The following is a 26,867-nucleotide window of genomic DNA, read 5'->3' as shown; positions in this document are numbered from 1 at the left end:
TATACTTGAGAACCATGACCAGCGACCCCAGGAACAGTCCCCAACAGGAGCGCAGCAGGGAAACACGTTCACGCATCCTCGAATCCACGGTCACTTGTCTTGCCACGAAGGGCTGGCAGTCGACGACTACCTCGGCGGTCGCCGCTCACTGCGGAATCAGCCGCGGGGCACTCCAGCACCACTTCCCGACCAGGGAAGGACTCTTCCTCACCGCCCTCGAGCAGATGTTCGACGAGCAGGCCGCGGCTAATGCCACCTCTGCCGCCCTCGCCGATGGCACAGACCGCTTCGATCTCATCGTTGAACAGGTCTTGGGCTACTATGCCTCCGACCTATTCAAGGCGGCCCTGCAGATCTGGACGGCTGCCGCAGCCGAGCCGGCCCTGCGAGAGAACATCCTGCCGCTGGAGGAGAAGTTCGCGAGACGCATGTATGACAACGCCGTGCTCGTCCTCGGTGCAGACACCTCCGACGAGCGGACCCGTCGGCTCATCCAGACCACCCTCGATCTCGCTCGAGGACTGGGATTGGCCGATGTCCTCAGCGACGATTCTGCCCGACGGAGGAAGATCGCCCACTTCTGGGCGGAGGAGCTGCGGTCGATCAAGACCGCACATCCCACCACTGAGCAGGGCTGAGGTACCTCTGAGCAGGGCTGAGGACTCGGCGGTGCTCCCGCCGATCAGCGTCAGTCCTTGTCTTTGTCTGCTTTGTTGAAGTCCTGGTATTCCTTGATGATGTCGGCGGCCGGCCCGTCGGCTCGTAAGACACCCTTCTCGATCCACAGCACGCGGTTGCAGGTGTCCTTGATCGAACGCATCGAGTGGGAGACGAGGAAGACCGTGCCGGCGTTCTCCCGGATCGAACGGATGCGTCCCTCTGAGCGGTCGCGGAACTTCTTGTCACCGACGTTCAGTGCCTCGTCGACGATGAGGATCTCGTGCTGGACCGAGGTCGCAATGGCGAACTTCAGACGCTGGGACATGCCCGAGGAATAGGTGCGCATCGGCAGGTTGATGAAGTCTTCGAGACCGGTGAACTCGACGATATCGTCGAACTTCTCTTCTATCTGGGGGCGGGTGAGGCCTAAGGCCAGTGAACCCAAGACAATATTGCGGGCACCGGAGAGATCAGGGATCAGTGCCGCACCGACACCGAGGAGATTCGGCCGTGAGCTCGCGTAGATCGCACCTTCCGAGGTGGGTGTCAGGCCCGTGATCGAGCGCATGAGCGTGGACTTGCCGGAGCCGTTGCTGCCGATGACACCGATGGATTCGTTCTTGTGCGCGACGAAGCTGACGCCCTTCAGCGCGTGGACTTCCTGAATGCCGCGCTGGCGACTGAGCATTCCGCCCCCACCGCCGAGTTTGAGCTTTTTGCCTGTGGCCATGGTCTTATACCGGACGTGGACATCGTCGCAGATGACGACGGGCGGATCGTCCTGTGTCACCTCGGGGAGGCTTCCGGTCTCGTGCGAAGTCTGTTCACTCATCGCGACCGTACCTTTCCTCAGCTTGCCAGAAGAAGACGAAGCCGAAGATGAAGATGGCGACGGCCCAGATGGCGAGGTGCCAGAAGTAGTCATAGGGGATGACACCGCCCTTCATGAGGATGCCGCGGGCGATCGCGAGGACGTTGTTCAGCGGCTGCCAATCGGCGAAGGGCTGCAGCGCGGGGTTGATCTTCTCGACCATGGTCTTGAGCTCGAAGAAGACGCCCGAGGTGTAGAAGATCATCCGTGAGATGAATGGGGTGACCTGGGACAGATCACGGAAGTGGACAGTGACGCGAGCGAAGATGAACGCCACGCCCTGGTTGAAGATCCAGAACAGGATGACCAAGGGGATGAAGAGGAACCAGTCCCAGTCGGGGCGGGCACCGAACATCATCGCGAGAATCATCATGAACAGCAATGTGGGAATGAAGTTGAGGAGATTCTGAAACACCGTGGCGATGGGCAAGACGATGCGCGGGAACGGCAGCGACTGCACCAGGGACGCGTTTGAGATGATCGACTTCGCACCGCCGTTCATCGAGGTGTTGAAGAACTCGATGACGAAGACGCCGATGACGACGAAGGGGGCGAAGTCGTCCGGGCGCGCAGTCGCACCCTGCATGATGACGCCGAAGACCGTGCCGTAGATGAGTGCTGAGAATGCCGGACGCAACAGCACCCAGAGCATGCCGAGGCGGTTGCGTTCGTTCTCACTCTGCATCTTGTACTTGGCGAGAGTGAAGGTGAAGTCGCTGCGAGTGATCAGCTGCTTGACGTACTGGGGCAGTGACGGCCGCCCGCCTACTCTGTCGAGGCCATGCTCGTCAGCTAGCTTAGCCATATCCATGTACAGAAATTTCTCTCGTCGGCGACTGGGGGTCGATCACAGGAAGTCTACGTGATGAGATTAGCCGATTCTCACAGTCGGCTGTGAGCCTTGACGTCGAAGTTGGGGTCTCCGATCTGGGCACGAGTGGGAATGTTCGTACCGGCAAGTACTCGGCGTGCCGCGGCCTGCATGGGCGGCCAGTTGAGTGTTTCGACTCCGATGAGTCTCGCGTGCGGTTCGCCGCCGTCGAAGTGGAAGACCTGGAACTTTGTGCCGCTTGGGTCATGTCTGATGATCGTGTCGGTGGCATCTGGGCTGGTCAGGCCTGCGGTGAAGACCTTTTCTGGGCCTTGGAAGCTCCAGTGCCAGGGGATGTCGGCCCAGGGTTGCCCGGCGTCTCCGTCGTCGGCGCCCAGCAGTTCGGCGAGGTATTTGCCGTGGCTCTCGGCCACGGGTTCGCAGGCCCAGGGATGGTCAAGGGCGAAAATTCCGTCGGTGATCTGCGCGCAATCACCTGCCGCCCAGACTCCTGAGTGTGGTGTTGCCAATTTCTCATTCACCTCCCACGCCTCGGCGGGTCGGTCACCGTCGACGGGGATGAGGACCGGGCGGGCCCCGACGCTGGTGACGAACAGGTTGTGAATGTTCGCCTGGATTTCATCTGGACTGCTGGTGTGAGCCACGAACTTCACGCCGGCGTCCCTGTGCTTGTCCAACAGTGCCTTGCGCACAGGCGCCGAGAGCTGCTTGCGCAGAGGTTCATCACCGCGCAGGTAGACGGTCGCCTCATGCCCGGCGGCAACCGCCGAGGTCGCGACCTCCATGCCCAGGTATCCGGAGCCCAGGACGCCGACGTTGAGCGGGGTACTGGATTCGGCGACGAACTCGCGGATCCACTCAGCCTCAGCCAGGTTGTACACAGGCAGGGCGTCCGGATACCCGGGGATCTGAGGCCTATTCGCCTCCATACCGGTGGCGAGGATGCAGTGGGTGAAGTCCAGCGTCTCCCCCGACGCCAGGTGGACGGTGCCGGCCTGCTGGGACTGGTCGGCTGCCTCGGCGAGGGTGATCTCTGTGGCCCTGTCACGAACGAAGGTGATGAGTTCACTGGACTCGAGGTGGAAGGGCAGGTGGTATCTGGAGCCGTCGAAGAGGTGCTTCGACAGTGGGGGCCTCTCGCTGGTCTCCCCCGCGGCGGGGTCGACGAGTGTGACCGCCTGACCGCGTTCGCGAAGTTCCCGGGCGGCGGTGGTTCCTGCCAGCCCTGCGCCGATGATGACGATCCTCTTTGCCATGTCTCCATGCTATGCCCAGGTAGGACAGTGGAGTCGACACCGGAGGGTTGGGCCACCTCGGCGAGGGCGGTTATGCGGGTTTGGTCGCTTTGCCGTCGAGCCACAGGAGATCGGACTCGTCACTGTGGCTTCCGGAGGTGCCGACGTGCCTGCTGTCGACCTGCGGGCCCTTCTTGATTACATGGACCAGCGCCATTCTATGCCCGCGGCCGAGGTCGTAGTCGGTCTTGAGCCAATCGAGGATGACTCCGGCCTTGACAGAAGGGTCATCGTAGCCGCGTTCGCTGGCCTGTTCTATGAACTCACGCGGAGTGAGTCCGGTCTTGTCTTCGATGGTGTCGAGGTAGGCCTGGAACGACATGTGGGTCTTCCTTCAGCATTGGGCACTACGGTGTGCCGCCCTGCATTGAACCTATATCGCTGGACGAGGCATCACAAGGGGTCGTCGTTGACGTCGAAACTGCCCCGCCGATGTTCGGCAGGGCAGTTTCGGCAGCAGAAGGTCGCTAGCCCACCTCACAGTTCCGTGGTGGTGCTGCCTCCCCCGGTGCGATCACCGGAGATCTTGGCCTTGACCATCTGGGCGAGTGCGGACACCTTGCCGCCCTTGAGTCCCCAGTGCTGTGCCGAATCCCCTGTGACCTTGATGAGTCCGAGGTTCGGATCGTTGCGGCCACCATCGAACCAGGCGGCCGTCTCGTCATTCCACAGTTCGTCCATTTTGTTCTGGTCGTCGATGAACTCGACCCTGCCGGCCACCGAGAGCCAATTGCCCGCCTCGGCGACGGTGATATTGACTTCGGGGTTCTGCAGCAGGGCTTTGGCCTGGTCACCCTGCAAACCGAGGAAGAACCACACATCGGCATCGTCGGTGACCTGCTGGGGCACCATCGGATGCGCGAGCAGTTTGCCGTCATCGAGGGCGGTGGTGAGCATGATGTAGCCGCTGTCGCGGAGGAGTGCGACGACATCTGCCTGGTTGAGTTCTGTGGGGGTGGTACTCATGTGTGTCTCCTTTGTGGGGACGGCGGTGGAGCGCCGCTGTTCGATCAGCTGTTGATGTCGGAGTCCTGCTGTGATTCGTCGACGGCCGTATGTGAACCATCGGCGTTGCGACGCAGAGTCACACCCTGTTCGCCTGCGGCCTCCTGGGCACGGTCCTCGGGTGAGTCTTCGGTATAACCGACCTCGACTCCCGAATCAACGTTGGACGTGCCGCCCAGCTTCTCTGCTGTCTCATCGAGCTTGGCTGCGACGCCGCGCAGCTTGTCTTCTGCTCCCATGACCATTCCTTTCGCTTCCAGTCAATGATCTCCACGGTTCACAGATCGCACCTCTTGTGAAACGACGATCTGTGAGCACCCGTCCCGTCATTCTCACACGCTGGCGTGTGAGACAACAGTTGCCGCCTGCCCGTTCCCGCCTTTGCCAGGCAACGGACAGCTTTCAAAACGTGACCGCCCGCATGAGGGGTCAGTGCCGGAATTGTGTCACGATGGCGGAATGGATCTCAGCTACTTCTGGACCGGTTGGTCCCCAATTTGGCACACACTGCTCATCGGCATCGTCGGGTACCTGACGCTCGTCATCCTGCTGCGTGGCACGGGTCCTCGCACAATGGCGAAGATGACGCCCTTGGACTTCGTGATCGCGGTGACGATCGGCTCAGCCTTCGGTCGTGTCCTGACTGCGGTCGATGTCAGTCTCGTCCAGGCCCTTGTCGCCTTGGTGCTGCTGGTCATCGTGCAGTGGATGCTCGCAACCATCCGCTCGCGGTCACATCTCATGCGCAGGCTCCTCGACTCGCCGCCGGTGCTGCTCTACTACGACGGAGCGCTGCAGCGGAAGGCCCTGCGCAAACACCGACTCACGGAGGCCGATGTCCACACCGCGGCCCGTCAGTCGGGGCACGGTTCGCTGCAAGACCTCCAGGCCGTGATCCTGCATCAGGACGGCTCGCTCGGTGTCATTGCCGGGAACTCGATGGGCGATGGCTCGAGCATCCTGCCATTCGTCGAGCAACACCCTGGAGATGACAGCCAGGATCGTTGATCCGCGAGGCGTCGCGGCAAGGCCTCGGGATGCATGCTCGAAGTCTGCGTGCCTACACTGAAGCCATGGATGAAGAAGCAGTCTCTGTCAACGATATCCCCGAAGGCGCCGCCATCATCGACGTGCGTGAGGACGACGAGTGGGAGGCAGGGCACATCGACGGTGCTCTGCACGTGCCGCTGGGCGACTTGCCGACCCGCCTCGACGATCTGCCCCTTGATGACGACATGTACGTCATCTGCCGCACCGGCGGTCGCTCCCACCGTGCCGTCGCCTGGCTGACGACCAACGGCTTCGACGCCTACCATGTCGCCGGCGGCATGGGTTCGTGGAACCTGGACAACGGCAAGCCGATCGTGTCGGAGAACGGCCAGGAACCCTGGGTGATGTGAGTCCAGTTCGGGGCTGAATCCCCACCGGGTGTGGACGCCGCGAGTCCACGATGCAAGAACACGGACGCCAGGACTGTGTGCATCGGCTCTGGTTTGGCATTGTAGAAGTATGACTACTCGCGCCGGCCAGCTGGCCCAGGACCGGGATCTTGTTGACATCCCCGCACTTCTCGACTCGTACCATGACCTCGTCCCCGATCCTTCCGTGCCCGCACAGGCCGTGAGCTTCGGAACATCAGGCCACCGCGGCTCGAGCTTCAACCGTGCGTTCAACGAAGCACACATCACCGCGATCACCGCCGCCATCGTCGACTTCCGCAAGGACAACGGCATCAACGGGCCCATCTTCCTGGGCAGGGACACTCACGCCTTGAGCGAGCCCGCGTTCCTCACGGTCCTCGAGGTCCTCGCCGCTGCGGAGGTGCCCGCACTCATCGACGAACGCGATGGCTTCACCCCCACGCCGGCCGTATCCCACGCGATTCTCGGTTTCAATGCGGGCAAGGCCCGATCCGAGGCCCAGGCGGACGGCATCGTCATCACGCCCAGCCACAATCCCCCATCGGACGGCGGCATCAAATACAACCCGCCGCATGGTGGGCCGGCCGGCACTAAGACGACGATCTGGATCGCTGACCGTGCGAACGCCTACCTCGAGGCGGGATGGGAGAAGATTCCGCGAACCGCGTTCCAGCGGGCCTTCCATCTGGAGAACACCGAGAACTTCGACTTCATCGCAAACTACACCGACGACCTCGAGTCGATCATCGACCTCGACGTCATCCGCAACTCGGACATCTCCATCGGCGCCGATCCCCTGGGCGGGGCAAGTGTGGACTATTGGGCCGCGATCGCTGAGGACTTCGATCTCAACCTCACCGTCGTCCACCCGGAGGTTGATCCTGCCTGGTCATTCATGACCCTGGACTGGGACGAGAACATCCGCATGGACTGCTCCTCCCCCTACGCCATGGCCGGCCTCATCGCCTCCCGGGATGACTTCGACATCGCCACCGGCAACGATGCCGATGCCGACCGACACGGCATCGTCACCCCCGATGCCGGGCTGATGAACCCCAACCACTACCTGGCTACGGCAATCGACTACCTGCTGGACAACCGGCCCGAATGGCCCAGCAAGGCAGGAATCGGCAAGACCCTGGTCACCTCCTCGATCGTCGACCGAATCGTGGCCGCACACGACCGCACTCTGTTTGAAGCTCCTGTCGGCTTCAAATGGTTCGTGCCGGGACTCCTCGACTCGACGCTGGCCTTCGGCGGTGAGGAATCCGCGGGAGCATCGTTCCTGCGCCGCAACGGCAAGGTCTGGTCGACCGACAAGGACGGCATCATCATGGCCCTCCTCGCCGCCGAGATGACTGCGAAGACAGGTCAGACCCCCTCCCAACGCTACGCGGGACTGGCCGCGAACTTCGGCCACAGCGCCTATGCCCGCCAGGATGCCCCGGCCACCCGGGAGCAGAAGGCACGCCTGGGGGCCTTGGACGCTTCCCAGGTCAAGGCCACATCCGTCGGCGGCGAAGCCGTGACCTCGGTGCTCACCTCGGCGCCGGGGAACAATGCACCCATCGGCGGGCTCAAGGTCACGACCGACAACGCCTGGTTCGCTGTGCGCCCCTCAGGCACAGAGGACGTGTACAAGATCTATGCCGAGTCCCTGCGCGATGAGGATCATCTGCGCCAGGTCCAGCACGATGCGCGCACACTCGTTGACGGGGTCCTGGAGGGATAAGCGAGAAGGTTGCCGCCGGAGGGGTGCCGGCTGATCACAACTCGACGTCCTGATTCTGAGGCGGCAGGGCAGCCACGGCGGGGTGGTCCCGGCCGGTGTTGCCCAGTTTCGCCGCACCCCCGGGTGAGCCCAGCTCGTCGAAGAAATCGACGTTGTACGTGTAGTACTCCGCCCACTCCTCCGGGACATCGTCCTCGTAGAAGATCGCCTCGACGGGGCAGACCGGTTCACAGGCACCGCAGTCGATGCATTCGTCGGGGTGGATGTAGAGGCTGCGTTCGCCTTCGTAGATGCAGTCGACAGGACATTCATCGACGCACGACTTGTCCTTCACATCAATGCACGGTTGCGCGATGACGTAGGTCATGCGGGCCTCCGCTCTCTGCTCGGGTCGTCCCCTGACTAGGAGTGACGAACAAGTGGGACCTGAGCCCAGTCTAGGCTCTCGTGTCCATTGCGCATCTGACCGCCATCACGGATCGATGGGGTGCCTTCATGGTGACCCGACGTGAACTGACTTTCTACAGGTGTGACTCCGGAGCGTTCTGCACGTAGTCCTCAAGGGTGTCGTTCTTGTACGCGTCCTGGACCTTCTTCAGTTCCTCTTCGTCGACGTTGACGATCGACTGACCGTCACTCGAGGTTCCGACTCCGGCAGTCGGGGAGGTGAAGAACTGGATGTCGCCGGGGCGGACATCGCGCATGCCGAAGGCAGTGGCGGAGATGTACTGGGCGTCGAGGCCGGAGTCGACGTACATGTACGGCGAGAAGTCCTCGACCATGTTCTGGATCTTCATCGGATTCGACAGGGTGTCAGCGGAGATGATCTCACTGGTCAGGCCCTTGATGAAGGCCTGCTGGTTGCGGGCGCGCTGGAAATCGCCGTCCTTGAAGGACTTGCGTTCGCGCACGAAGGTCAGTGCCTCGTCGCCGTCGAGGACGTTCTCTCCTTTTGCGAAGGTAAAGCCGTTCTTCTCGAAGCTCTGCTCCGAGTTCACGCTCACCCCACCGAGGCTGTCGGTGAGTGCCTTAAAACCTTCGAAGTCGATGATCGCCACGTGGTCGAGGTCCGTGCCGATGAAGTCCGAGACCGTGGACACGGCCAGCGGCAAACCACCGTAGGAGAGAGCTGCGTTGATCTTCGCCTTGCCGTGACCTTCGATGTCGACCCAGCTGTCACGCGGAATCGACATGACCTGAACCTTCGAACCGTCCTCGGGCAGGTGCATGACCATGATCGTGTCCGAGCGCAGCCCGCGGGAGTCGTTGACGTCGACCTGGTCCATCGGTTCATCGGAGCCCAGCAGCAGGATGTTCGTGCCGCCGTCCTCCTTCCGGTCATCGGGACGCTGCGTGCCGAAGATCTGCTCATCGGTGAGCTTGTTGGCGTTGTTGTCGAACGAACGGCCGACGTTCCACAGGTAGAGGCCGATGCCGAGCACGCCGAGGATGACGATCACGAGCACGATGACAAGGACCTTGCGCCAGACCTTTTTCTTCTTGCGGCGGGGGCGCTGCGGTTGCTCGTCCTGGCTGTCGAACAGATCATCGATACTGCTGTTGTCCGTCATCGGCACTCCGGGTTTCAGTCAATGCGGCGGGCCCGCCGGCAGGGAGAAGATTGCAATAACGGCAATTATATAGGTTTTGTTACATTTTCCTGGACGTTGCGCCCGGCTGCGCGGCCAAATCCTGCCAGTTCCCTCCGTGTGTCCCTCGCCGAGGTGACTCGACTCACCGCTAAGAACGCCGTCTTTGTATGGTGGTCGTCTGGTGCGCTGGGTAGACTTTCCTGGTGTTCAACAACTATCGGGAAATTCTGTCTCTTCCCGGTGCTCTCAAGTTCTCCTTGGCCGGTCTTGTTGCACGTATGCCCATCGCAGTTCTGGGTCTGGGAATCGTCCTGTTCATTCAAGGCGTCAGCGGCTCCTATGGCTTGGCAGGCATCGTCGCCGCCGTGTACATGATCGTCCAAGCTCTTGCCGGCCCGGTAATTGCGCGCCTCGTCGACCGCCGAGGACAAGCTGCGGTCATGGTGCCTATCGTCGTCACCCACCTCGTTGCCCTGCTGATGCTCATCATCACCGTCTACGCCGACTGGTGGGTGGGTTTCATCTTCGTCTTCGCCGGCATCGGCGGCGCCACCGTCGGCTCCGTCGGCTCGCTGGTGCGTTCACGCTGGTCACACGTTGTCGACTCACCGAAGAAGCTGCAGACCGCGTTCTCCTGGGAGTCCGTGGCAGATGAGCTGCTCTTCGTCACCGGGCCAGTCGTGGCCACTGTTCTCGCAACTGCCGTGTGGCCTCCAGCCGGCATCATCCTCTCGATGGTCACCGCGGGCGTAGGTTCGATGCTCCTCTACATTCAGAAGTCGACCGAACCCCCGCCGATCGAACGGACCACCGAGGCCAAGGGCCATGTCTTCTCCAATCCCGGAATCTTCACGATCATCATCGTCAATGTGTTCCTGGGTGTGAACTTCGGTGCCATCGACGTCATCGCTGTGGCCTTCGCCGACGAACAGGGTGTGAAGTCGCTGGCCGGGATTCTCCTCAGCGCCTTCGCCCTGGGATCGCTCATCGCCGGGGCGCTCTACGGATCACGGAACTGGGCGTCGGCCACCCACCACCGCTTCGGCGTCACCGTGTCCCTGCTGGCCATCGGCGCCTGCACGATGCTCCTGGCCCAGAACATGGTCTCCTACACCATCATCCTCTTCCTCGTCGGCTTCACGATCGCCCCCAGCCTCATCGGTGCGAACTCCGTGATCGAACGACTCGCCCCACCTCGGCGCCTGACCGAGGCCTTCGCCTGGTTGGGCACCTCGCTGGGCTTCGGCGTCGCATTCGGTTCCGCCATCGCCGGCAACATCATCGACGCGGCGAACGCGAAGACGGCAATGCTGCTGCCAGCCGGGTGCGCGATCATCGGAGCCCTGCTGGCACTGAGCCTGCTCAAGCTGCTCAACCCAGAACGTTCGAGCCACGAGGTGCGGCTGGCGAAGGACCGTCGCAAGGTCCGCATCGAGGAGTAGGGAACCAGAACCGCGGTTACCTGCGGCGATCTGCGCTTTGACTATACGATTGAGGGACATCGGTCATCTGGCCCTGACTCCGCCAAGGAGGCGCAGTGGAACTCAACTCAGATGTGATCGTCGGAATCGACGATTCGGCGCAGAGCGGCGAAGCAGCCGCCTGGGCACTCAAGGAGATGCGCGGCAGCGGGCAGCGGCTGCGCCTCATCCACGTCATCGCCCCCGCACCCCTGCACGAAAGCGGACCCCACGGCGCGGATGAGGCGCAGAGGAATGCGGCTGACCATGAGGTCGTGACCCGTCTCAGAGATCGGCTCATCGAGCTCGATGCCTCCCATCCGCAGGGTGCGTCAGGCACCGAGATCCTCACCGAGGTGATCGTCGGCGATCCTGCCGAGCAGCTGTGCACACTCGACTACGACACAGCATTGTTCGTGCTCGGACACCACGGAGCAGGCCAGATCAACAGCCGACGGATCGGCACCATCAGCTTCGGACTGCCCGGCCATCTGCTGTCCTCGGTGCTTGTGCACTCCACGCGAGGCGGCAGCGAATTCGACGACCCTGCCGCGCACCCGATGATCACGGACGATGCTGGTGCTGCCGGTGCTGATGGGGCCGATGGCGGCCGGTCCGGTAGTGCCGGCGTCATCGTGGGCCTCGACACCTCCGAGTACGCAGGAATCGCAGCCCTCGATGCTGCTTCCTTCGCGGTCGACAACGGCGTTCCTCTGCGCCTGCTTGTTGGCATCGACGCGCTCGAGGATCCCACCGCGAGGGATCTCGCCGAGGCGGATCTCGCGTGGCTGCGCTCCGAGTTCCCCCGCGTGGACGCCCAACTCGAATTCCGCTCCGGTGATCCCGCAGACTTGCTCATCCGGGCCTCTGCCCACGCGGACCTCGTGGTCATCGGCAAACGCGGCATCGGAGCCTTCGCCTCGATGACATCACAGCTGGGCAGGACCAGCTCGGCAGTTCTCTCCGCGGCGCTCTCCAGCGTCCTGTTGGTGACCTACCGCTCGGATCCGCGACTGGCGAACCGCGGTCAGGTCCGCTGAAGCGCAGTCAGGCTCAGCTCTTGTGCGGTGAGGTCTCACCGAGGCCTGATTTGCAGATGTTGGATGGGTCGACCTGGATATCGCGTTCAGCCACACCTTCTAAGCCCTTGGTCTCTGCGCGAATTCTCAAGCGCGGCGACTGAGGGAGACATCTACAATGAGAGCAATGCTCTACCCGTGTGTCAGCGAATTGACGAATGGGTGACGGTCAACTTAGGAGGATCTGTTGAGAATCGAACTGGACCAAGACATCTGCGTCGGCTCCGGAAATTGTGTCATCTCGGCCCCCGACGTTTTCGACCAGCGAGAAGACGACGGAATTGCGTTCCTCCTCGAGGAGAACCCCTCCGCTGAGCGGGAGAGCGCCGTCAAAGAGGCAGAAGCACTGTGTCCTGCCCTCGCAATCCGCGTTCACAAGAAGTGACAGGCGACGTTTCAGCGGGGAACGCTTCAGCGAAAAAAGTCGTTATCGTCGGCGCTGGCCCTGCAGGAATCGCTGCCGCCGATGCGCTGCGGACTGAAGGTCATGCCGGAGAGATCCTGATCTTCGGTGAAGAGCGGCATGCGCCCTACGACAGACCGCCACTGTCCAAACAGATCTTGGCGGGCACCTGGTTGCCCGAAAAAGCCCAGCTGCGTTCCGATGATCAGCTGGCAGCTGCCGAAGTGAGCCTTCACCTCTCGGTCAAAGTCGCCTCAGTGGACGTCGAAGCCCATCAGGTCACCCTCGAATCCGGCGAGCAGGTCGCTTATGACGCCTTGATCCTCGCCTCCGGAGTCACCGCTCGAGAGCTGCCGTTCGGACACCACCTCGAAGGTGTCCACGTGATGCGCACTCTTGACGACGCCCTGTCTCTGCAAATCAACTTGGAGACGTCTCAACACCTGGCAGTCATAGGCGCCGGATTCCTCGGCGCAGAAGTGGCCGCTGTAGCCCGCTCACTGGGCAAAGAGGTCACCATGATCGATCCTCTCGAACTGCCGATGCAGAACGTGGTCGGCGACGAGGTCGGATCCATGATCGCCGACCTGCATCGCCACCATGGTGTGAACCTGGAACTCGGCCACGGCGTCAGCTCCATTGAAGACAACTCGGGGCGGGTCACCGGGGTCAGGCTCGACGACGGAAGAACAGTGCCTGCGGATGCGGCTCTCGTCGCAGTTGGGGCCCGCCCTGCCGTGGATTGGCTGCGTTCGAGCTCGGTTCCGCTGACCGCACCGAACGACCCCGGCGCCGGTGGTGTGCGCTGTGATTCGAGCGGACGCGCCACCGATGACGTCTGGGCCATCGGCGACGTCGCCGCCTGGTGGGATCCCACGCAGGAACGCTACGTGCGCGTGGAACATCGGATGACCGCGAACGAGCACGCTCGCTCCTGCGCACGCGACATCCTGGGACTCACCCCCACCGCAACGAAGTCCCTCCCGTATTTCTGGTCCGACCAGTACGATCTCAAGCTGCGCAGCTTCGGCTTCCCTTCACGTCACTACAGCTTTCACGTGGTCGAGGGGGACCTTGAGGACCGACGATTCGTTGCCGCCTACACGGACGAATCCGATCGCATTGTCGGCATCATCGGGGCCGGAATGTTCAAAGCGATGAATTGGTGGCGGCAGCAGATTCTTGACGGCCAGACGCTCAGCGATGCTCTCAGTATCAAACGCTCTGCGGAGAACCCCGCTTAGTCGCTCGGGATCGCTTCAGGCCCAGTTCTTGTGCGGTGAGGTCTCACCGACGCCTGGATTGAAGACGTTGCACGGGTCGAGCTCTTTGAAGTGAGCTTCCATCTCCGGGGGCACGCGGTAGAGGCGCCCATAGTTGTGTTCGGCGGGGAGCGCGATCGTCGGAGTCCTGCTGGCACTGAGCCTGCTCAAGCTGCTCAACCCGGAACGCTGGAGCCACCAGGTACGGCTGGCCGACGAGGGGTAGACGAGGCTGGCTGGGCCGTCTGGGTGCCGAGCCTCGTGCCCCTCCACCTCGCACCCCACACTCGGAGCTCTAATTCCTCCCTTTGCGGCGGTATGAATTGGCACTCACGCGCCCGGGTCACAACCGCCCCTCACCGTCACCTCTTGTTGGCACCATCGCAGAGGGATGACTACACATCCACGGTGATAGGTACGCTCCAACCGCTCCTGAAATGTCAAAGATTCTTGACACATCAATGTCAATGATGTTTTACTTTTTATGTAAAGAATCATTGACATTGAGAATGTTAACGTCAGGAGGCGATGTGGAAGTTCAGACCTCGAGCCTCAAGCAGGTTCGCAAATCAGCGGGATTCACTCAGGCTCAGCTGGCCCAGCTCACGGGCGTCTCCCGTCAGACGATCATCGCGACCGAACGCGGCGACTATGCGCCCAGCGTGTATCTGGCCCTTCGGATCGCCCAGGCACTCAGCACCACAGTGGAAGACATCTTTTCACTTCAGGAGGAAGAATGAGCAACACCAACGGGCAGCAGAAGAGGCCCAATGCCCTTGCCAACAGAATTGCCGGGCTCAATGACCCGTCGATGGGCGATGAACGTGAACGCGACGTCATCCTCCGGGCCTACATGTTCGGTTCGATCATCTCGATGTATGCCTTCCTCGCCATCGCCGTTCTCTTCGCAGTCATCGGAGCCGGGCTCTGGACTCTGCCCTTGGTCCTTGGCTCAGGGCTGATGACCTTCGCGGTCTCCGGCTATTGCAAACATGAGGGCGTCGACTTCGCGCTCGCGGCAGCACGTGCTGCACCCAGGCGGTTGGTCCTCACCCAGATCGTGACCTCCTTGATCGCCTTTGCCTGGGTATTCGCCGTTGGCTTCCACCAGTCCACCGGTCATCCTCTTGCCGAAGCAGGCTTGGGGACAATCATCAGCGGCGCCAGCGGCAGTTCCATCATGATCGGCGGCGTCATCGGAGCAGTTGCCGCGATCGTCGGTATGGCTGTCTCCCGCTACCGCAAGCTCAAGCAGGCACGACTTGAGGCCGCAGCCGCCGCGGACATCGAAGACGAAGACTGACCTGAGCCAGGTCTGTCCGCCGAAGGCCGGTCTATCAGCCAGAGTCAGCGCTGCCCACCAGCGCAGTCCAAACCCGCAACGACAAAACGCCCCGGCGCACCGGGGCGTTTTGCTGCTGAATGTAGGTGATGTGGAGTGAGGCGCTGCGTTCAGGCCCAGTTCTCGCGTGGGGAGGTCTCACCCACACCGGGGTTGAAGACGTTGCAGGGATCGAGTTCCTTGAAGTGAGCTTCCATCTCCGGTGGCACCCGGTAGAGGCGGCCGTAGTTGTGTTCGGCGGGGACTGCTGCTCCACGCGCCTCGAGCAGCTCCATCATCTGCTTCTTGAGGGCAACCGGGTCCACCCCCTTCTTCGCCACATGGTCCTGGTGGAGGACGTGGCAGAAGAAGTGACCGTAGTAGGAGCTGATGTGCAGCTGGGCGGAGATCTCTTCCGGCAGCACCTCGAGCCAATCGTCCTCATCCCGGCGCAGCGCGACATCGAAGGTGATCATGTCCGAGGAATCTTCACGATTGAGGTTGTAGTACCGGGTTGCCGCACTGGCAGCACCGAAGCGGTGAAGCATAGCGGACTGAGCCTCATCGGCAGTGCAGATGAAGAAGTCCCCGTCTCGGGCCGCCTCGGCGAAGAACGTTCTGAGAAACTCCTCTGTCTCCTGCTTCTGGCTGCCGCTGACGACGAGCAGCAGATGATGTTCGAACCGGTCACGGTACTCGAGCATTCGGTCCGGCAGTTGCTGCGGCAGCAAGCTGAACGCGCCCTGCGCGATGGAATCTGCGACGGTCTGCCCGAAGAACGGCAGCTTCGCGAAGACCCCGTTGGCCCAATTCTTCAGCGCGAAGAGCTTGATCTGTTCGCGGCTGCCAGCGTGCTTGACGGAGACGAACGTGTCCTTGCCGTACTTGGCTGCGAGATCGAAAGCGGGCCGCCCCATGTATTCACCGGAGATCGGCAGGGGCATGTCCGAAGTCAGTATCGCCCGGCGCAGTGCCTCAAGCTCGGCAGGGCCGCCGGTCCCGACGTAGAAGGTCGTCGTATCCTTCTGCTTGGGGAAGGTACGGGTACGCACGGCGAAGACCATAAGTTTGCCCGCCGACCCGGAAGCTTCGAAGAGGAACTTCGGGTTGGCGTTGTAGCGGGCTGGAGAGTCGACGATCTCGCGCACGTGCTCACTGTATTCGGTGTCGGCGCTGTCTTCCGGCGCGGGCGTGACGTCCTCTTCACTCCAGTCTCCGCGCTGGAGTCTATCGAGGATATGCGCCGGATCGGATCCGAGGCTGATGCCCAGATGGTTGACGAGCTCGACCTTTCCTGTCTCGTTGACTCGCGCGAAGATCGCATGTTTGGTGAATGCCGGTCCCTTGCGGATCTGACTGCCGCCGGAGTTGTTGGCGATCCCGCCGACGACCGAGGCACCGATCGAAGATGACCCGATCACCGAGTGCGGTTCGCGTTCGTGCGGGGCCAATGCGTCTTCGAGTTCATAGAGTGTCGAACCGGCCAGGCAGAGGGCTTCGCGGGCGTCGTTGATGAGGTGGATCTGGTTGATGCGCAGGGTGGAGATGATGACGATCTCGCGGTCGTAGTCCTGGTCACCGGGGCCAGATCCTCCGGTCAGTCCGGTGTTCGCCGACTGCGGGATGACGATGAGGTCGTGATCGACGCAGACCTGCAGGGACCGCCACATATCGACGAGGCTGCCCGGTTTGAGGACCGCGAGCACGCTGCCTCCGCCGAAGCGATTGCCCTTGGCGTAGGGCTCAGTGGCCCGGGATGAGGTGAGCACATGGCGTCTGCCCATGATGTCGATGAAGGCGGTGACTGCAGGTGATGGCTTCTGGCGTGTTCTTCCGAGCATGGTGTCGATTCCTATCCGGTCGTTGCGAACTGTTGTCATCGTAGATCTTCGTCAGAACTGGCGCCGAGGTGGCTCACTGCGGTCAGTCCTCAGACCTCGGTCCCCTCACCATCCTGTTCTTCCTGCGTCCGTTTCTCAGTACGCATCCGTTCCCACTCAGCCAGTTTTTCGGCGATGACACGTTCGTAGCCATTGCCGGTGGGCCGGTACATTCTCTCCGGCTCCATCTCCTCGGGGAAGTAATTCGCCCCCGAGAAGCCTCCCTTCGTGTGCGGATCGTACTCATAGCCTTCCCCGTAGCCGAGGTTCTTCATCAGCTTGGTCGGAGCATTGAGGATATTCGCCGGCGGCATGAGTGACCCGGTCTTCTTCGCAAGCTTCCGCGCGGCGTTGAACGCCGAGTAGACCGCGACGGACTTCGGTGCGGTGGCGAGATAGACGACGGCTTGGGCGACGGCGAGTTCGCCTTCCGGAGATCCGAGCCGCTCGTACACATTCCATGCCGCCATGGCCTGGTGGACGGCTTGGGGATCGGCGATCGCAATATCCTCGTTGGCGAATCGAATCAGACGTCGGGCAATGTAGAGCGGGTCCTCGCCGCCGTCGAGCATTCGTGCCAACCAGTACAGTGACGCATCGGGGTCGGAGCCGCGCATCGACTTGTGCAGGGCAGAGATGAGGTTGTAATGCCCCTCTTGCCCCTTGTCGTAGATCGGCGCACGCTGCTGAACCAGAACAGCCAGGCCAGCGGTGTCGAGCGTCTCACCGACAGTCTGAAGCTGCTCGATGAGGTTGAGCAGGTAGCGGCCGTCACCATCGGCCATCGCCACCAATGCCTGCCGTGCCTGCTCATCAAGTGGCAGTCTTCTGCCTGTGGCCTCCTCGGCGCGGTCGATGAGCGTGGTCAGCGTCGGCTCGTCGAGGCGTTTGAGGACGAACACCTGAGCACGGGAGAGCAGTGCGGAGTTGAGCTCGAAGCTGGGATTCTCCGTGGTCGCGCCGACGAGTACGACGGTGCCGTCCTCCACGTAGGGGAGGAAGGAGTCCTGCTGAGCGCGGTTGAAACGGTGGATCTCATCGACGAACAGCAGCGTGCCCTGCCCGAGCTCACGCCTCTTGGCTGCTGATTGGAAGACTCTGCGGAGTTCGGCCACACCGGAGAAGGTCGCTGAGATCGGTTCGAATGCGAGATCGGTGCGTTCTGCCAGCAGGCGCGCGATGGTTGTCTTCCCACAGCCCGGCGGCCCCCAGAGCACCATCGAGACCAGACGGCGTTCGGCGACCATCCGACCGATCGGTGCGTCGGGCCCGAGCAGATGCTCTTGCCCGAGCACGTCCTCGAGGGTCTCCGGACGCAATCTGTCGGCAAGCGGACGACCTGCGTCATCGGGTTCGAACAGTGACGGCGGTTCCTGGCTCACGGTCTCATCTCCATCATCACAGCCTAGGTGAAGCGGCAGGTGTTCGTCAGTGAAGTGGTCGCCACCAGTTTGCCGACCTAGCTGATCTCTTCGGCTTCCAAGCACCCCATGGCCCGAGTAGAACCGCCGCCCCGAAGAGACCCTGCGTGCGACGCTCGTTCCAATCCTGGAAGGCCGAGCAGAACCTGTGGGCAGGAGTGGTGCGAACGGCACGTCAAAGCCATCGAGAAGTCGAACAGGGAATCAGCCTCGGTCGCAGATGCTGTCAAGGGCGTACCAGCCGCAGTGAACGGGGCCACGGCCGCTGTGATAGCCGCAATAACAGTCGCGACCGTGTGAGTCGGACGGCTAGTGCCTGGATGGGACCGACTCAGAACCAGGCGTCGGCGAGGAGCCTCAGGGAACGCTCCGTCACTGCAGGCTCATAGGCATAGGTGACGGTGATGAGCTCATCCGCGCCGGTGCGTTCGACGAATTCCGACATCTGACGGGTGGCTGTCTCCGGTGAGCCCACGGCACTGATCTGGAGCATCGGGTTCTCACCACCCTCTACGTCTTGTGGATCGATCGGCGGCTGGAGTCGCCGGCGGCGACCGCGGCCGATGTCTGCGAACATCTGCCGCACCGAGGTGAACTCGCGCTGGGCCTCCTCGTCGGTCTCGGCCACCATGACGTTGATGCCGGCCATGACGTAGGGCTTGTCGATCTGCGCGGTGGGCGCCTCGGCGGTGAACGAATCGCGGTAGACCTTGATGGCAGCGTCGATCTGGTCGGGGGCGAAGTGCGAAGCCAGCGAGAATGGCAGCCCCAGCTGCCCGGCGATCGAGGCACCGTTCATCGTCGAACCCAGCACCCAGATCGGGACATTCATCCCAGCTGAGACGGCAGATTGGATCGGCGTGGTGTGAGCCTTGCCCTCAGCACTGAACCAGCCCTGCATGTCATAGATGTTCTGCGCGAAGGACTGCGGTTCGGCCGAAGATCGGCTCAGCGCCTGCGCCGTCATTCCATCGGTGCCCGGCGCACGTCCCAGCCCCAGGTCGATGCGATCGCCGTGGAAGTTGGCCAGGGTCCCGTACTGCTCCGCAACCATCAGCGGAGCATGGTTGGGCAACATCACTCCGCCCGATCCCACACGAATCTTCTCAGTCACCGACGCCGCCTGGGAGATGAGCAGCGCCGTGGCACTCGCGGCCAGTCCCGTGGTGTTGTGGTGCTCAGCGAACCAGAGACGTCGGTAACCCAGCTCATCAGCCACACGCGCGGCACTCATCGAGGTGTCGATCGCTTGGCGGGCAGTGGATCCTTCACGGATGGGAACGAGGTCAAGAATGTTCAGCGGAACGGACAAAGCGATACGGTCCTTCGATCGAGAGTGCAAAATCAACTGTTGAGCACAACAGCGGCACTGCAGGATTCTATTCCGTGGGTGATGAGAGATGGGGCGATCCACACGTGGGCCCCACGATCTGCCTCAGCGTAGTTTCGCAACGGTCAGGACCACCACAGAGTCCTCGACTGCTTCCAGAGCATGGGCGGCGTCAGGGATGAACATGAGGTCGCCAGGTGAACCGTTCCAGCGCGCCTCTGGCCCGACGAGGGTCACTCGTCCGCACAGTACATGCAAGGTCGCTTCCCCCAGATTCTCATGCTCTTGCAGCCCTGTCCCGGCGCGCAGGGCAATCATCGTCTGCCGCAGGATGCGTTCATGGCCGCCGTAGACGGTCTGGGCGCTGCGCCCACTCGATGCACCTTTGGCGATCTCCAGCTGGTGTCGCATCAACGCCGTCAACGATACTTTCTGCATGAGGGCTCCCTGTCATGTCGGACAACTCTGTCTGTAGACAACCACGATCTCAGCGCATCGAGCGCTCAGCATCTCTGTGCCCAAACTACCAGAACGGCTGCCGAGAACTGCCTCTTCAGCCATTGCGGCTGCGAACGCTTGCTCAACGACCAAGGCCCTAGGCGCTTTCGCACCCAGGGCCTCGGTCGTGTGATCAGCTGCACCGGTCTCGAAGCGCAGCCACCGCACTCATTGAATCGACCCTCCGCGTTCAGCGGATGGTCCCCAGCCTCAGTCGTCCTTCGGACCGTCGCCGGATTCGTCACCCTGGGTGGTGCCGGGCAGACCTTGGGCCTTACGGCGCATGAGGAGGACGACGATGACGATGATGGCCAGACCGCCGACGCCCAGCAGTACGATCATCGGAGTCGACATGCCGGAGTCGCTGCCGGTCGATTCGCCGATCTCGCCACGCTCTTCGGTGTTCTTGCCCGGCTCGTCGACGACTCCGCCGCCGAGTCCGGCCGGTGAGGATTCTTCGACCGAGCCGCCGGCGCCTTCGGCATCGGCGATGGTGAAGTCGAAGTCACCGGAGATCGGGTGGCCGTCCTGGGAGACCACACGCCAGGTGACCGTGTAGTCGCCTGGCTTGAGGTTCTCGGGCAGAGCCGAGCTGAGTTTCTTGCCGTCAACGGTGAGCTCACCGGCAGAGACATCCGTGCCATCGGTGACGACCTTGACCTCGGAGCCGACCTCTTGGATGTCACCGGAGAAGGTCATTTCGATCCATTCCGGCTGCTGGTCGAGCTTCGATCCGTCCTCAGGTGTCGAGGAGACGAGCTGGTCGTGGGCACTGGCCGGGGCGAATGCGAAGACACTCAAGGCGGCCACCAGCAGTGCGGCGAAGCCGAGCTTGAGAGCGGACCACGTGGTTCGAGTCATGTGAAATTCTCCTTCAACGAATACCTTCAGTATCACCGAGTCTGCTCGGCCAAAGAGTGCAGATAGTCTATGATTCCCGGCACGGACACCTCTATTGTCTCAACAGTTTCTTCGAAATCCTTCATTTGCCCCGCCCACGGGTCGGCGACGTCCGGTGCGGGGGCATCGACGGTCTCTTCCCCAGCCACCCGCGGATCGAATTCGCGCAGCATACGCAGCTTCGGGGCCGCCTCGGCGGGGAGGTCTTCGATGAGCTTCTGCAGGGCACGGTAATGCCTGCGGGTCATCGCGATCGCCACGTCTCGCTCGGCCAACCATTCGGAGGTGATCTGGCGTGCGACATGAGCCTCGGTGCGGTAACCGGCGGTTCTCAGCACCCGAGCCTGGGTGGGGTCGATGGGGTTGCCGGCCTCCTCATCACTGATGCCGGCCGAGTCCACGACCGCCTCGACGCCGGCGCGGGCCAGGTGATGCTGGAGCACACGCTCGGCCGTGACCGAACGACAGATGTTGCCCGTGCACACGAACACCACGGATGCGAGACTCATACGTTCCTCCTCGTCGAACTGGGGCTGGCCATCGGGCCACATTCGCCCCGGTGACTCCTGACCATTGTGCCTGTTGATCACGATACTGTTGCACCATGACATCTGTTGCATCTCACGCTTCGGCGCGCCCTCAGGACGATCTGTTCCGCCACACCAACGGCGAATGGATCGACTCGTTCACCATCCCCGACGACCGTGCCGGCGACGGCGCGATGCGCGAGCTCTTCGACACCGCTGAGACCAAGGTCCGCGACATCATCACCGCCGTGACCGACGCCCCGCAGGAGCCGGGCAGCGAAGGCCAGAAGGTCGCCGACGTGTACTCCTCGTTCATGGATCTCGAGCAGATCAACTCACTCGGAGTCAGCCCCCTCGATTCCTCCTTCGCCGCCATCGACGCGGCCGAGGACAAGTCGGAGCTGGCGAATCTGCTCGGTCGCCTCGAGGTCGAAGGCATCGGCGGGGTCCTCGGCGGCTACGTCACCGCTGATGCGAAGGACTCCGACATCTACGCCCTCTACCTCGACCAGGCCGGGATCTCCCTGCCAGACGAGGACTACTACTTCAACGACGACCACGCCGAGGTGCGCGTGAAGTTCGTCGATCACGTGAAGAAGATGTCCGCCCTCGGTGGGCTGGGTGCCATGAGCGGGATCTCCGACACCGAGGTGGCCGCCAAGGTGATGGCCTTCGAAACCTCCCTGGCCCGCCACCACTGGGACCGGGTCGCCTGCCGTGACGCGGAGAAGACCTACAACAAGGTCACGGTCGATGAGCTGCGCGAACTGGGCCCGGGCTTCGACTTCGACTCCTGGTTCTCTTCGCTGGCCGCCGACGTCGATGGCGAACTGACCTACCTGGTCATCGGCCAGCCCTCCTTCGTCACCGGCATGGCCGAGGTGTGGGAGCGCACCGACATCGAGACGATCAAGACCTGGCTGCGCTTCTGCGTCCTCTCCGCCACGGCCTCGCTGCTGACCGATGAGATCGTCGAGGAGAACTTCGACTTCAACGCGCGCACTCTCTCGGGCACCCCTGCACTGCGGGAGCGCTGGAAGCGCGGTGTCGGGCTGGTGCAGGGCCTCCTCGGCGAGGCTGTAGGCAAACTCTATGTGGCTCGTGAGTTCCCGCCGGCAGCCAAGGATGCCATCGACCACCTCGTCGAGATGCTCATCAAGGCCTACGACAAGTCGATCAACGAACTCGACTGGATGAGCGAGGAGACGAAGCAGAAGGCCCTGGTCAAGCTCTCGAAGTTCACTCCGAAGGTCGGTTACCCCGAGGTGTGGCGCGAGTACCCGGCCGCGATCGACTCCTCGGATCTGGTGGGCAATGTTCGACGCTGCTCCCGTGCCGAGCACGTGCGCCAGATCAAGCGCATCGGCAAGGAGATCGACCGCACCGAATGGCTGATGACACCGCAGACCGTCAACGCCTACTACCACCCGGTGATGAACGAGATCGTCTTCCCGGCCGCGATCCTGCAGCCGCCGTTCTTCGACGCCTCCGGTGACGTGGCAGCGAACTTCGGTGCCATCGGCGCGGTCATCGGCCACGAGATCGGACACGGCTTCGACGACCAGGGCTCACGCTTCGACGGCGATGGCAACCTCGTCGACTGGTGGACGGCCGAGGACCGGGAGCGCTTCGAGGAGCGCACCAATGCCCTCATCGCCCAGTACGAGACGCTGGTTCCGTCCGGCCTGGACCCATCGCAGCACGTCAACGGCGCGCTGACCGTGGGTGAGAACATCGGAGACCTGGGCGGACTGTCCATCGGCTGGAAGGCACTTGAGCTGGAGCTTGAACGGGAGCCCTCGTCGGATGAAGCTGCAACCTTCTTCGAGGCCTGGGCGAAGGCCTGGCGGGCGAAGATGCGCACCGAGGAGCGCGTGCGACGGCTGAGCATCGACCCGCACGCACCGGAGGAGTTCCGCTGCAACCAGGTCGTGAAGAACATGACCGCCTTCCACGACACCTACGGCGTCACAGAATCCGACGGCATGTACCTGGCTCCCGAGGAGCGCGTCACCATCTGGTAGAGCCTGGTGAAGTCTGGTCAAGTCTGGTAAAAGCTTGATGAAGCGGTCTGGCGGCCAGGCTGGCTAGCTGTGCTGGCTAGCTGGACTGTCCCACTAAAACTACCTGACGGCGGCCCAGCAACCTTGCGCGAGGTTGCTGGGCCGCCGTCAGGTAGTTGTGGGAGAGTACGAGCACAGGCAGCCATGCACTCCCGCAGCCCCCTGCCCTCGGCTCAGCGGTGCTGGCGGATGAGGCAGACCATGCGGTAGTCGAACTCTTCCCAGCTGTTGATCGGGGCATCCGCGTGCATCGCGGCCTCGAACTCGTCGATCTCGGAGAAGCCTGATTCCAGTGGGATGTCATAAGGCATCTCGACGTAGAGGAGACCGCTGGCATCGGTATGGACAACGTCGAATCCGGCGCGCTGCGGCATCAGCTCATTGTTCATCACGATGAGCAGCTTGCCATCGGTGCCCGAGTACTCCTGCTCGATGCCGTCGGCGTACCCCTCGGATTCGCGCAGTTCGCGCTGTGCTCGGACGACGAACTCGGCATAGGCGCCGATGCCGATCACGGGGATACGGGAGGTCAATGCCTCGGTCGCGACCTTGACCAGGTGCGACCTCGCCTTGCGAGTCAGTGGGGTGAGGTCCCCTCCGGACATGGCGACGCCGTCGAAGCCGACCAGCGATTGTGCAACGTCATCGTGGTTCGGGTTGATAAGTGTGGTGTCGACCCCGAAGCGGGCGTACCACGGCCGGGTCACCTTGGCGCTTTCCTCGTCCCACCACACGTAGAACAGGAATGGCACGTTGATGCCGGCCTCGGAGAAGTAGAAAGGTGGGGTGCGCTCTCCCGCGGTGACGTCGAAGGGAACGACGTTGCCCTCAACCGGTGCCGGGCAGGTGGCGAAGGCGGTGAACGCGAATGGGTAGTTGACGGCCCGGTTGAAATCGACGACCAGTGAGCCGTCATGGTTCGGGATGCCCAAGTCCAGGGTTCTCCACGCGGGTGTGGAGACGCCATTCGTGGAGTCGTGGAAGTCGAGCTGCAGCCCGCTGGCGGGGTTGCCTGTGGCCAGAAGCCTCACCTCGCCGGCTTCGCTGGTGAAGGACACGGTTCCGACTGCCGCAGTCTCCACGTTCAGGTCGTCCTGCGCCGTGCTGATCGCGTGCACCTCCGGCGTCTCGAAGGGAGTGAACTTGGCGAGGAACACGAAGCTGGGGTCGGGGTCGAAGACGGGCACCTCGAAGAACTTGCCCAGCAGCGGCGACTTGGCATCACGCACCCGAATTCCGATCCGACCAGAACGGTCGATGAGTTCGTAGAGCACATTGCCGACAGTGAACCACTGGAGGGACCCATTGGTGGGCAGCTTCGCGCTGAACCCGTTCTCTTTGACTCGCACCTCGGGACCGGAGACCTCTGGGATCTTCGGCAGAATCGTGGTGTCACTGGGCACCGAGGCCGAGCTGGAGGGAGACGCTTCGCTGGTGTTCGGGCCCGCCTCGGCGGACTTGCTCATGAGGTCGAAGGTCGCAGCGGCAGGACCGGCTTTGGTCCCGGGTTCCAAGGTCACGCTGACCCAGCCGTCGTCGACGGTGAAGGTTCCTGGGGCGTCGGGCCACGTCGTGGTTTCGTCGAGCCAGTGCAGACCGGACACGCTCAGCCAGCCGAAAGGAGTCGCCAGCGCCGAGTTCCTAGAATCCCGCCATGTGTTCCATTCGGTCACGAACTGGTTCACTTCGAACACTCCTTGCATCGTGTTGCTTTTCGGCGCTGGTTCTCGGGCGTTGAACAACGAAGCCCGAGCAGTCGATGGCTCCTGCGGCACCAGCCCCTCACCCGCCGCCGTGTCGACGCAGATTCGAGAACCAATGTCCTTGTGGCCAAAGCTACCGCAAACGATAGGCTGTGAAAATGAGTACATCCCCCGTGAGACCATGCACGAAAACCCAGGTCGCAGCCGATCTGACAGACTTCATCAGTTCTTCTCCCAGCTCCTATCATGCCACCGCGACGGCGGCCGCACGGTTGGAGACCGCAGGTTTCCTCCGACTCGACGAGCGCGAGATTTGGTCACTCGAGCCTGGTCAGGGCCACTATGTCATCCGGGACGGTGCGATCATCGCATGGCGGACTCCAGCAAGCAAAGCTGGTGCCTCCGATGCCGACTCTGGTGGACCTTCCGGCCCGATTCCAGGCTTCCGCGTGTTCGGTTCTCACACGGACTCCCCAGCTTTCAAGCTCAAACCGGGCGAGGAGTTCATCGCCGAGGGCACCCGCCAGATCGGCGTCGAGATCTACGGCGGGCCGCTGCTCAACTCGTGGCTCGACCGGGAACTGGCGCTGGCCGGGCAGCTCAGCCTCGCCGACGGTTCCGTCGTCCTCGCCCAGACCCCGCCCATCGCGCGCATCCCGCAGCTGGCCATCCACCTCGACCGCCAGGTCAATGACGGTCTGACACTGGACAAGCAGCGCCACACCACTCCGATCATCGGTCTGGCAGACCTGGCTGAAGCCGATGTCATCGAGATCCTCGCCGCCTCCGCCGAGGTGGATCCTGAGCAGGTCGTGGGACACGACGTCTACACGATCCCCGTTCAGTCCCCCAGCCTCTTCGGTGCCCAGGAGGAGTTCTTCGCCTCGCCGAGGTTGGACAACCTGCTGTCCGTTTACGCCGGCGTCAACGCCCTGGTCGATGTCGACGCTTCGGGCCTCGAGGCCGTTGCGCTCTTCGCCGGGTTCGATCATGAGGAGATCGGGTCGAACTCACGGTCCGGTGCCTGCGGGCCGTTCCTCGCCGACGTCACCGAACGCATCATCGCCTCCCTGTTCCCGGCCTCGACGCGCAGTGACTACTTGGCTGCACTCGCCTCATCGATCTGCGTGTCCTCCGACGCGGGGCATGCCGCCCACCCGAACTATCCCGAACGCCACGATCCTCATATCCGTCCCCGCCTCGGCGGCGGTCCCCTGCTGAAACTCAACGCCCAGCAGCGCTATGCCACGGATGCTGTGGGCACCGCCGCCTGGTCGCAGGCGTGCACGGCGGCCGGGGGCGAATACCAGAACTTCGTGTCCAACAACGCGATGCCCTGTGGATCGACGATCGGCCCGCTGACCGCGACTCGCCTGGGCATGACCACCGTCGATGTGGGGCCAGCACTGTATTCGATGCACTCGGCCCGCGAAATGGTTGCCATCGATGACGTTGTGGCACTCGGTGTTGCTGCGAAGGCGTTCCTGCAGGGGTGATTGCTGGGGTCGCTCGCGGTTGCTGGGGTCGCTGACCGATCGAAGTTTCATAGCCCCGCTTTGAAGGTGGGCTATGAAACTTCGACCGATCCCTTTCGGCGAACCCACGTGGCTCC

Annotated in this window: 28 protein-coding genes; 12 read left to right on the top strand and 16 right to left on the bottom strand. The window is 62.6% G+C overall.

Annotated features, from left to right (window positions below; all coding sequences use genetic code 11):
* Nucleotides 1–14: 14 nt before the first annotated feature.
* The gene (locus tag AAFP32_RS01675; RefSeq protein ID WP_350270355.1) at nucleotides 15–638 is read left to right on the top strand and encodes a TetR/AcrR family transcriptional regulator; all 624 of its coding nucleotides are present in this window, start codon (nucleotides 15–17) and stop codon (nucleotides 636–638) included.
* Between the two features lie 50 nt (nucleotides 639–688).
* Here the strand turns inward: AAFP32_RS01675 and AAFP32_RS01670 are convergent, their stop codons facing one another.
* The 6 genes from AAFP32_RS01670 to AAFP32_RS01645 form a co-directional block, all read right to left on the bottom strand.
* Nucleotides 689–1,492: an ABC transporter ATP-binding protein gene (locus tag AAFP32_RS01670; protein ID WP_350270354.1), complete on the bottom strand. Its 804-nt coding sequence runs from the start codon at nucleotides 1,490–1,492 to the stop codon at nucleotides 689–691.
* Nucleotides 1,485–2,336, bottom strand: a complete 852-nt coding sequence (locus AAFP32_RS01665) for an ABC transporter permease (RefSeq protein ID WP_350270353.1) — start codon at nucleotides 2,334–2,336, stop codon at nucleotides 1,485–1,487. The genes AAFP32_RS01670 and AAFP32_RS01665 overlap by 8 nt, the downstream gene beginning before the upstream one ends.
* 77 nt (nucleotides 2,337–2,413) lie before the next feature.
* Nucleotides 2,414–3,619: an FAD-dependent oxidoreductase gene (locus AAFP32_RS01660; protein ID WP_350270352.1), complete on the bottom strand. Its 1,206-nt coding sequence runs from the start codon at nucleotides 3,617–3,619 to the stop codon at nucleotides 2,414–2,416.
* 70 nt (nucleotides 3,620–3,689) lie between these two features.
* Nucleotides 3,690–3,980, bottom strand: coding sequence for a DUF4287 domain-containing protein (locus tag AAFP32_RS01655; RefSeq protein WP_350270351.1), 291 nt, complete (start codon nucleotides 3,978–3,980; stop codon nucleotides 3,690–3,692).
* Nucleotides 3,981–4,135: 155 nt separating this feature from the next.
* The gene (locus AAFP32_RS01650; RefSeq protein WP_350270350.1) at nucleotides 4,136–4,624 is read right to left on the bottom strand and encodes a pyridoxamine 5'-phosphate oxidase family protein; all 489 of its coding nucleotides are present in this window, start codon (nucleotides 4,622–4,624) and stop codon (nucleotides 4,136–4,138) included.
* A 44-nt stretch (nucleotides 4,625–4,668) separates the two neighbouring features.
* On the bottom strand, nucleotides 4,669–4,902 hold the full coding sequence (locus AAFP32_RS01645) for a hypothetical protein (RefSeq protein ID WP_350270349.1): 234 nt from the start codon (nucleotides 4,900–4,902) through the stop codon (nucleotides 4,669–4,671).
* Nucleotides 4,903–5,122: 220 nt separating this feature from the next.
* Between AAFP32_RS01645 and AAFP32_RS01640 the strand changes: the two genes are divergently transcribed.
* From AAFP32_RS01640 to pgm, 3 genes are all read left to right on the top strand, one after another.
* A complete protein-coding gene (locus AAFP32_RS01640; protein ID WP_350270348.1) occupies nucleotides 5,123–5,671 on the top strand; it encodes a DUF421 domain-containing protein in 549 nt (182 codons plus the stop codon).
* A gap of 65 nt (nucleotides 5,672–5,736) precedes the next feature.
* The gene (locus tag AAFP32_RS01635; protein ID WP_350270347.1) at nucleotides 5,737–6,063 is read left to right on the top strand and encodes a rhodanese-like domain-containing protein; all 327 of its coding nucleotides are present in this window, start codon (nucleotides 5,737–5,739) and stop codon (nucleotides 6,061–6,063) included.
* 109 nt (nucleotides 6,064–6,172) lie between these two features.
* Complete coding sequence (pgm, locus tag AAFP32_RS01630; protein WP_350270346.1) at nucleotides 6,173–7,816, top strand: phosphoglucomutase (alpha-D-glucose-1,6-bisphosphate-dependent); 1,644 nt, start codon at nucleotides 6,173–6,175, stop codon at nucleotides 7,814–7,816.
* A gap of 34 nt (nucleotides 7,817–7,850) precedes the next feature.
* Here the strand turns inward: pgm and fdxA are convergent, their stop codons facing one another.
* On the bottom strand, nucleotides 7,851–8,183 hold the full coding sequence (gene fdxA, locus AAFP32_RS01625; protein WP_350270345.1) for a ferredoxin: 333 nt from the start codon (nucleotides 8,181–8,183) through the stop codon (nucleotides 7,851–7,853).
* Between the two features lie 154 nt (nucleotides 8,184–8,337).
* Nucleotides 8,338–9,387 carry an LCP family protein gene (locus AAFP32_RS01620; protein WP_135447579.1) on the bottom strand — a complete coding sequence of 350 codons (1,050 nt, stop codon included), beginning with the start codon at nucleotides 9,385–9,387 and terminating at the stop codon, nucleotides 8,338–8,340.
* A gap of 224 nt (nucleotides 9,388–9,611) precedes the next feature.
* On the opposite strand from AAFP32_RS01620, the gene AAFP32_RS01615 reads away from it, so the two are divergent.
* From AAFP32_RS01615 to AAFP32_RS01600, 4 genes are all read left to right on the top strand, one after another.
* The gene (locus AAFP32_RS01615; RefSeq protein ID WP_350270344.1) at nucleotides 9,612–10,850 is read left to right on the top strand and encodes an MFS transporter; all 1,239 of its coding nucleotides are present in this window, start codon (nucleotides 9,612–9,614) and stop codon (nucleotides 10,848–10,850) included.
* A 95-nt stretch (nucleotides 10,851–10,945) separates the two neighbouring features.
* A complete protein-coding gene (locus AAFP32_RS01610; RefSeq protein ID WP_350270343.1) occupies nucleotides 10,946–11,908 on the top strand; it encodes a universal stress protein in 963 nt (320 codons plus the stop codon).
* Between the two features lie 226 nt (nucleotides 11,909–12,134).
* Nucleotides 12,135–12,332, top strand: a complete 198-nt coding sequence (locus AAFP32_RS01605) for a ferredoxin (RefSeq protein ID WP_350270342.1) — start codon at nucleotides 12,135–12,137, stop codon at nucleotides 12,330–12,332.
* A complete protein-coding gene (locus AAFP32_RS01600; RefSeq protein WP_350270341.1) occupies nucleotides 12,329–13,594 on the top strand; it encodes an FAD/NAD(P)-binding oxidoreductase in 1,266 nt (421 codons plus the stop codon). Before AAFP32_RS01605 ends, AAFP32_RS01600 begins: the two co-directional genes overlap by 4 nt.
* A 15-nt stretch (nucleotides 13,595–13,609) precedes the next feature.
* Here the strand turns inward: AAFP32_RS01600 and AAFP32_RS01595 are convergent, their stop codons facing one another.
* A complete protein-coding gene (locus tag AAFP32_RS01595; RefSeq protein ID WP_350270340.1) occupies nucleotides 13,610–13,783 on the bottom strand; it encodes a hypothetical protein in 174 nt (57 codons plus the stop codon).
* Nucleotides 13,784–14,142: 359 nt separating this feature from the next.
* Between AAFP32_RS01595 and AAFP32_RS01590 the strand changes: the two genes are divergently transcribed.
* Both AAFP32_RS01590 and AAFP32_RS01585 read left to right on the top strand, forming a co-directional pair.
* Nucleotides 14,143–14,352 carry a helix-turn-helix transcriptional regulator gene (locus AAFP32_RS01590; RefSeq protein WP_350270339.1) on the top strand — a complete coding sequence of 70 codons (210 nt, stop codon included), beginning with the start codon at nucleotides 14,143–14,145 and terminating at the stop codon, nucleotides 14,350–14,352.
* A complete protein-coding gene (locus tag AAFP32_RS01585; protein WP_350270338.1) occupies nucleotides 14,349–14,915 on the top strand; it encodes a hypothetical protein in 567 nt (188 codons plus the stop codon). Before AAFP32_RS01590 ends, AAFP32_RS01585 begins: the two co-directional genes overlap by 4 nt.
* Before the next feature lie 149 nt (nucleotides 14,916–15,064).
* Here the strand turns inward: AAFP32_RS01585 and dld are convergent, their stop codons facing one another.
* From dld to AAFP32_RS01555, 6 genes are all read right to left on the bottom strand, one after another.
* The gene (dld, locus tag AAFP32_RS01580) at nucleotides 15,065–16,813 is read right to left on the bottom strand and encodes a D-lactate dehydrogenase (RefSeq protein ID WP_420883377.1); all 1,749 of its coding nucleotides are present in this window, start codon (nucleotides 16,811–16,813) and stop codon (nucleotides 15,065–15,067) included.
* A 50-nt stretch (nucleotides 16,814–16,863) separates the two neighbouring features.
* Nucleotides 16,864–18,195, bottom strand: coding sequence for a replication-associated recombination protein A (locus tag AAFP32_RS01575; RefSeq protein WP_350270337.1), 1,332 nt, complete (start codon nucleotides 18,193–18,195; stop codon nucleotides 16,864–16,866).
* 370 nt (nucleotides 18,196–18,565) lie between these two features.
* Nucleotides 18,566–19,546, bottom strand: a complete 981-nt coding sequence (locus tag AAFP32_RS01570; RefSeq protein ID WP_350270336.1) for an LLM class flavin-dependent oxidoreductase — start codon at nucleotides 19,544–19,546, stop codon at nucleotides 18,566–18,568.
* Between the two features lie 123 nt (nucleotides 19,547–19,669).
* Complete coding sequence (locus AAFP32_RS01565; RefSeq protein ID WP_350270335.1) at nucleotides 19,670–20,002, bottom strand: LuxR family transcriptional regulator; 333 nt, start codon at nucleotides 20,000–20,002, stop codon at nucleotides 19,670–19,672.
* A 270-nt stretch (nucleotides 20,003–20,272) separates the two neighbouring features.
* A complete protein-coding gene (locus tag AAFP32_RS01560) occupies nucleotides 20,273–20,923 on the bottom strand; it encodes a copper resistance CopC family protein (protein WP_350270334.1) in 651 nt (216 codons plus the stop codon).
* 32 nt (nucleotides 20,924–20,955) lie between these two features.
* Nucleotides 20,956–21,471, bottom strand: a complete 516-nt coding sequence (locus tag AAFP32_RS01555; protein WP_350270333.1) for a low molecular weight protein-tyrosine-phosphatase — start codon at nucleotides 21,469–21,471, stop codon at nucleotides 20,956–20,958.
* A gap of 95 nt (nucleotides 21,472–21,566) precedes the next feature.
* Here AAFP32_RS01555 and AAFP32_RS01550 point away from each other — a divergent pair, with 95 nt between their 5' ends.
* The gene (locus AAFP32_RS01550; protein WP_350270332.1) at nucleotides 21,567–23,513 is read left to right on the top strand and encodes a M13 family metallopeptidase; all 1,947 of its coding nucleotides are present in this window, start codon (nucleotides 21,567–21,569) and stop codon (nucleotides 23,511–23,513) included.
* 212 nt (nucleotides 23,514–23,725) lie between these two features.
* Here AAFP32_RS01550 and AAFP32_RS01545 read toward each other — a convergent pair whose 3' ends face one another.
* Nucleotides 23,726–25,237 carry a DUF1684 domain-containing protein gene (locus tag AAFP32_RS01545; RefSeq protein WP_350270331.1) on the bottom strand — a complete coding sequence of 504 codons (1,512 nt, stop codon included), beginning with the start codon at nucleotides 25,235–25,237 and terminating at the stop codon, nucleotides 23,726–23,728.
* A gap of 176 nt (nucleotides 25,238–25,413) precedes the next feature.
* On the opposite strand from AAFP32_RS01545, the gene AAFP32_RS01540 reads away from it, so the two are divergent.
* Nucleotides 25,414–26,751 carry a M18 family aminopeptidase gene (locus tag AAFP32_RS01540; protein ID WP_350270330.1) on the top strand — a complete coding sequence of 446 codons (1,338 nt, stop codon included), beginning with the start codon at nucleotides 25,414–25,416 and terminating at the stop codon, nucleotides 26,749–26,751.
* Nucleotides 26,752–26,867: the final 116 nt, after the last annotated feature.

Origin of the sequence: Brevibacterium sp. CBA3109 (assembly GCF_040256645.1) — a bacterium.
In the GTDB taxonomy this organism is placed as follows: domain Bacteria; phylum Actinomycetota; class Actinomycetes; order Actinomycetales; family Brevibacteriaceae; genus Brevibacterium; species Brevibacterium koreense.
Note: the sequence above shows the minus strand (reverse complement) of the source record. Positions and strands in the feature narration are given on the sequence as shown.

Coding starts and splice junctions, on each gene's coding strand:
- AAFP32_RS01560 (WP_350270334.1), bottom strand. CDS start 20,923: ATGACTCGAACCACGTGGTCCGCTCTCAAGCTCGGCTTCGCCGCACTG.
- AAFP32_RS01540 (WP_350270330.1), top strand. CDS start 25,414: ATGAGTACATCCCCCGTGAGACCATGCACGAAAACCCAGGTCGCAGCC.
- AAFP32_RS01550 (WP_350270332.1), top strand. CDS start 21,567: ATGACATCTGTTGCATCTCACGCTTCGGCGCGCCCTCAGGACGATCTG.
- AAFP32_RS01670 (WP_350270354.1), bottom strand. CDS start 1,492: ATGAGTGAACAGACTTCGCACGAGACCGGAAGCCTCCCCGAGGTGACA.
- AAFP32_RS01565 (WP_350270335.1), bottom strand. CDS start 20,002: ATGCAGAAAGTATCGTTGACGGCGTTGATGCGACACCAGCTGGAGATC.
- AAFP32_RS01655 (WP_350270351.1), bottom strand. CDS start 3,980: ATGTCGTTCCAGGCCTACCTCGACACCATCGAAGACAAGACCGGACTC.
- fdxA (WP_350270345.1), bottom strand. CDS start 8,183: ATGACCTACGTCATCGCGCAACCGTGCATTGATGTGAAGGACAAGTCG.
- AAFP32_RS01645 (WP_350270349.1), bottom strand. CDS start 4,902: ATGGGAGCAGAAGACAAGCTGCGCGGCGTCGCAGCCAAGCTCGATGAG.
- AAFP32_RS01555 (WP_350270333.1), bottom strand. CDS start 21,471: ATGAGTCTCGCATCCGTGGTGTTCGTGTGCACGGGCAACATCTGTCGT.
- AAFP32_RS01635 (WP_350270347.1), top strand. CDS start 5,737: ATGGATGAAGAAGCAGTCTCTGTCAACGATATCCCCGAAGGCGCCGCC.
- dld (WP_420883377.1), bottom strand. CDS start 16,813: ATGACAACAGTTCGCAACGACCGGATAGGAATCGACACCATGCTCGGA.
- AAFP32_RS01675 (WP_350270355.1), top strand. CDS start 15: ATGACCAGCGACCCCAGGAACAGTCCCCAACAGGAGCGCAGCAGGGAA.
- AAFP32_RS01665 (WP_350270353.1), bottom strand. CDS start 2,336: ATGGCTAAGCTAGCTGACGAGCATGGCCTCGACAGAGTAGGCGGGCGG.
- AAFP32_RS01620 (WP_135447579.1), bottom strand. CDS start 9,387: ATGACGGACAACAGCAGTATCGATGATCTGTTCGACAGCCAGGACGAG.
- pgm (WP_350270346.1), top strand. CDS start 6,173: ATGACTACTCGCGCCGGCCAGCTGGCCCAGGACCGGGATCTTGTTGAC.
- AAFP32_RS01660 (WP_350270352.1), bottom strand. CDS start 3,619: ATGGCAAAGAGGATCGTCATCATCGGCGCAGGGCTGGCAGGAACCACC.
- AAFP32_RS01650 (WP_350270350.1), bottom strand. CDS start 4,624: ATGAGTACCACCCCCACAGAACTCAACCAGGCAGATGTCGTCGCACTC.
- AAFP32_RS01585 (WP_350270338.1), top strand. CDS start 14,349: ATGAGCAACACCAACGGGCAGCAGAAGAGGCCCAATGCCCTTGCCAAC.
- AAFP32_RS01640 (WP_350270348.1), top strand. CDS start 5,123: ATGGATCTCAGCTACTTCTGGACCGGTTGGTCCCCAATTTGGCACACA.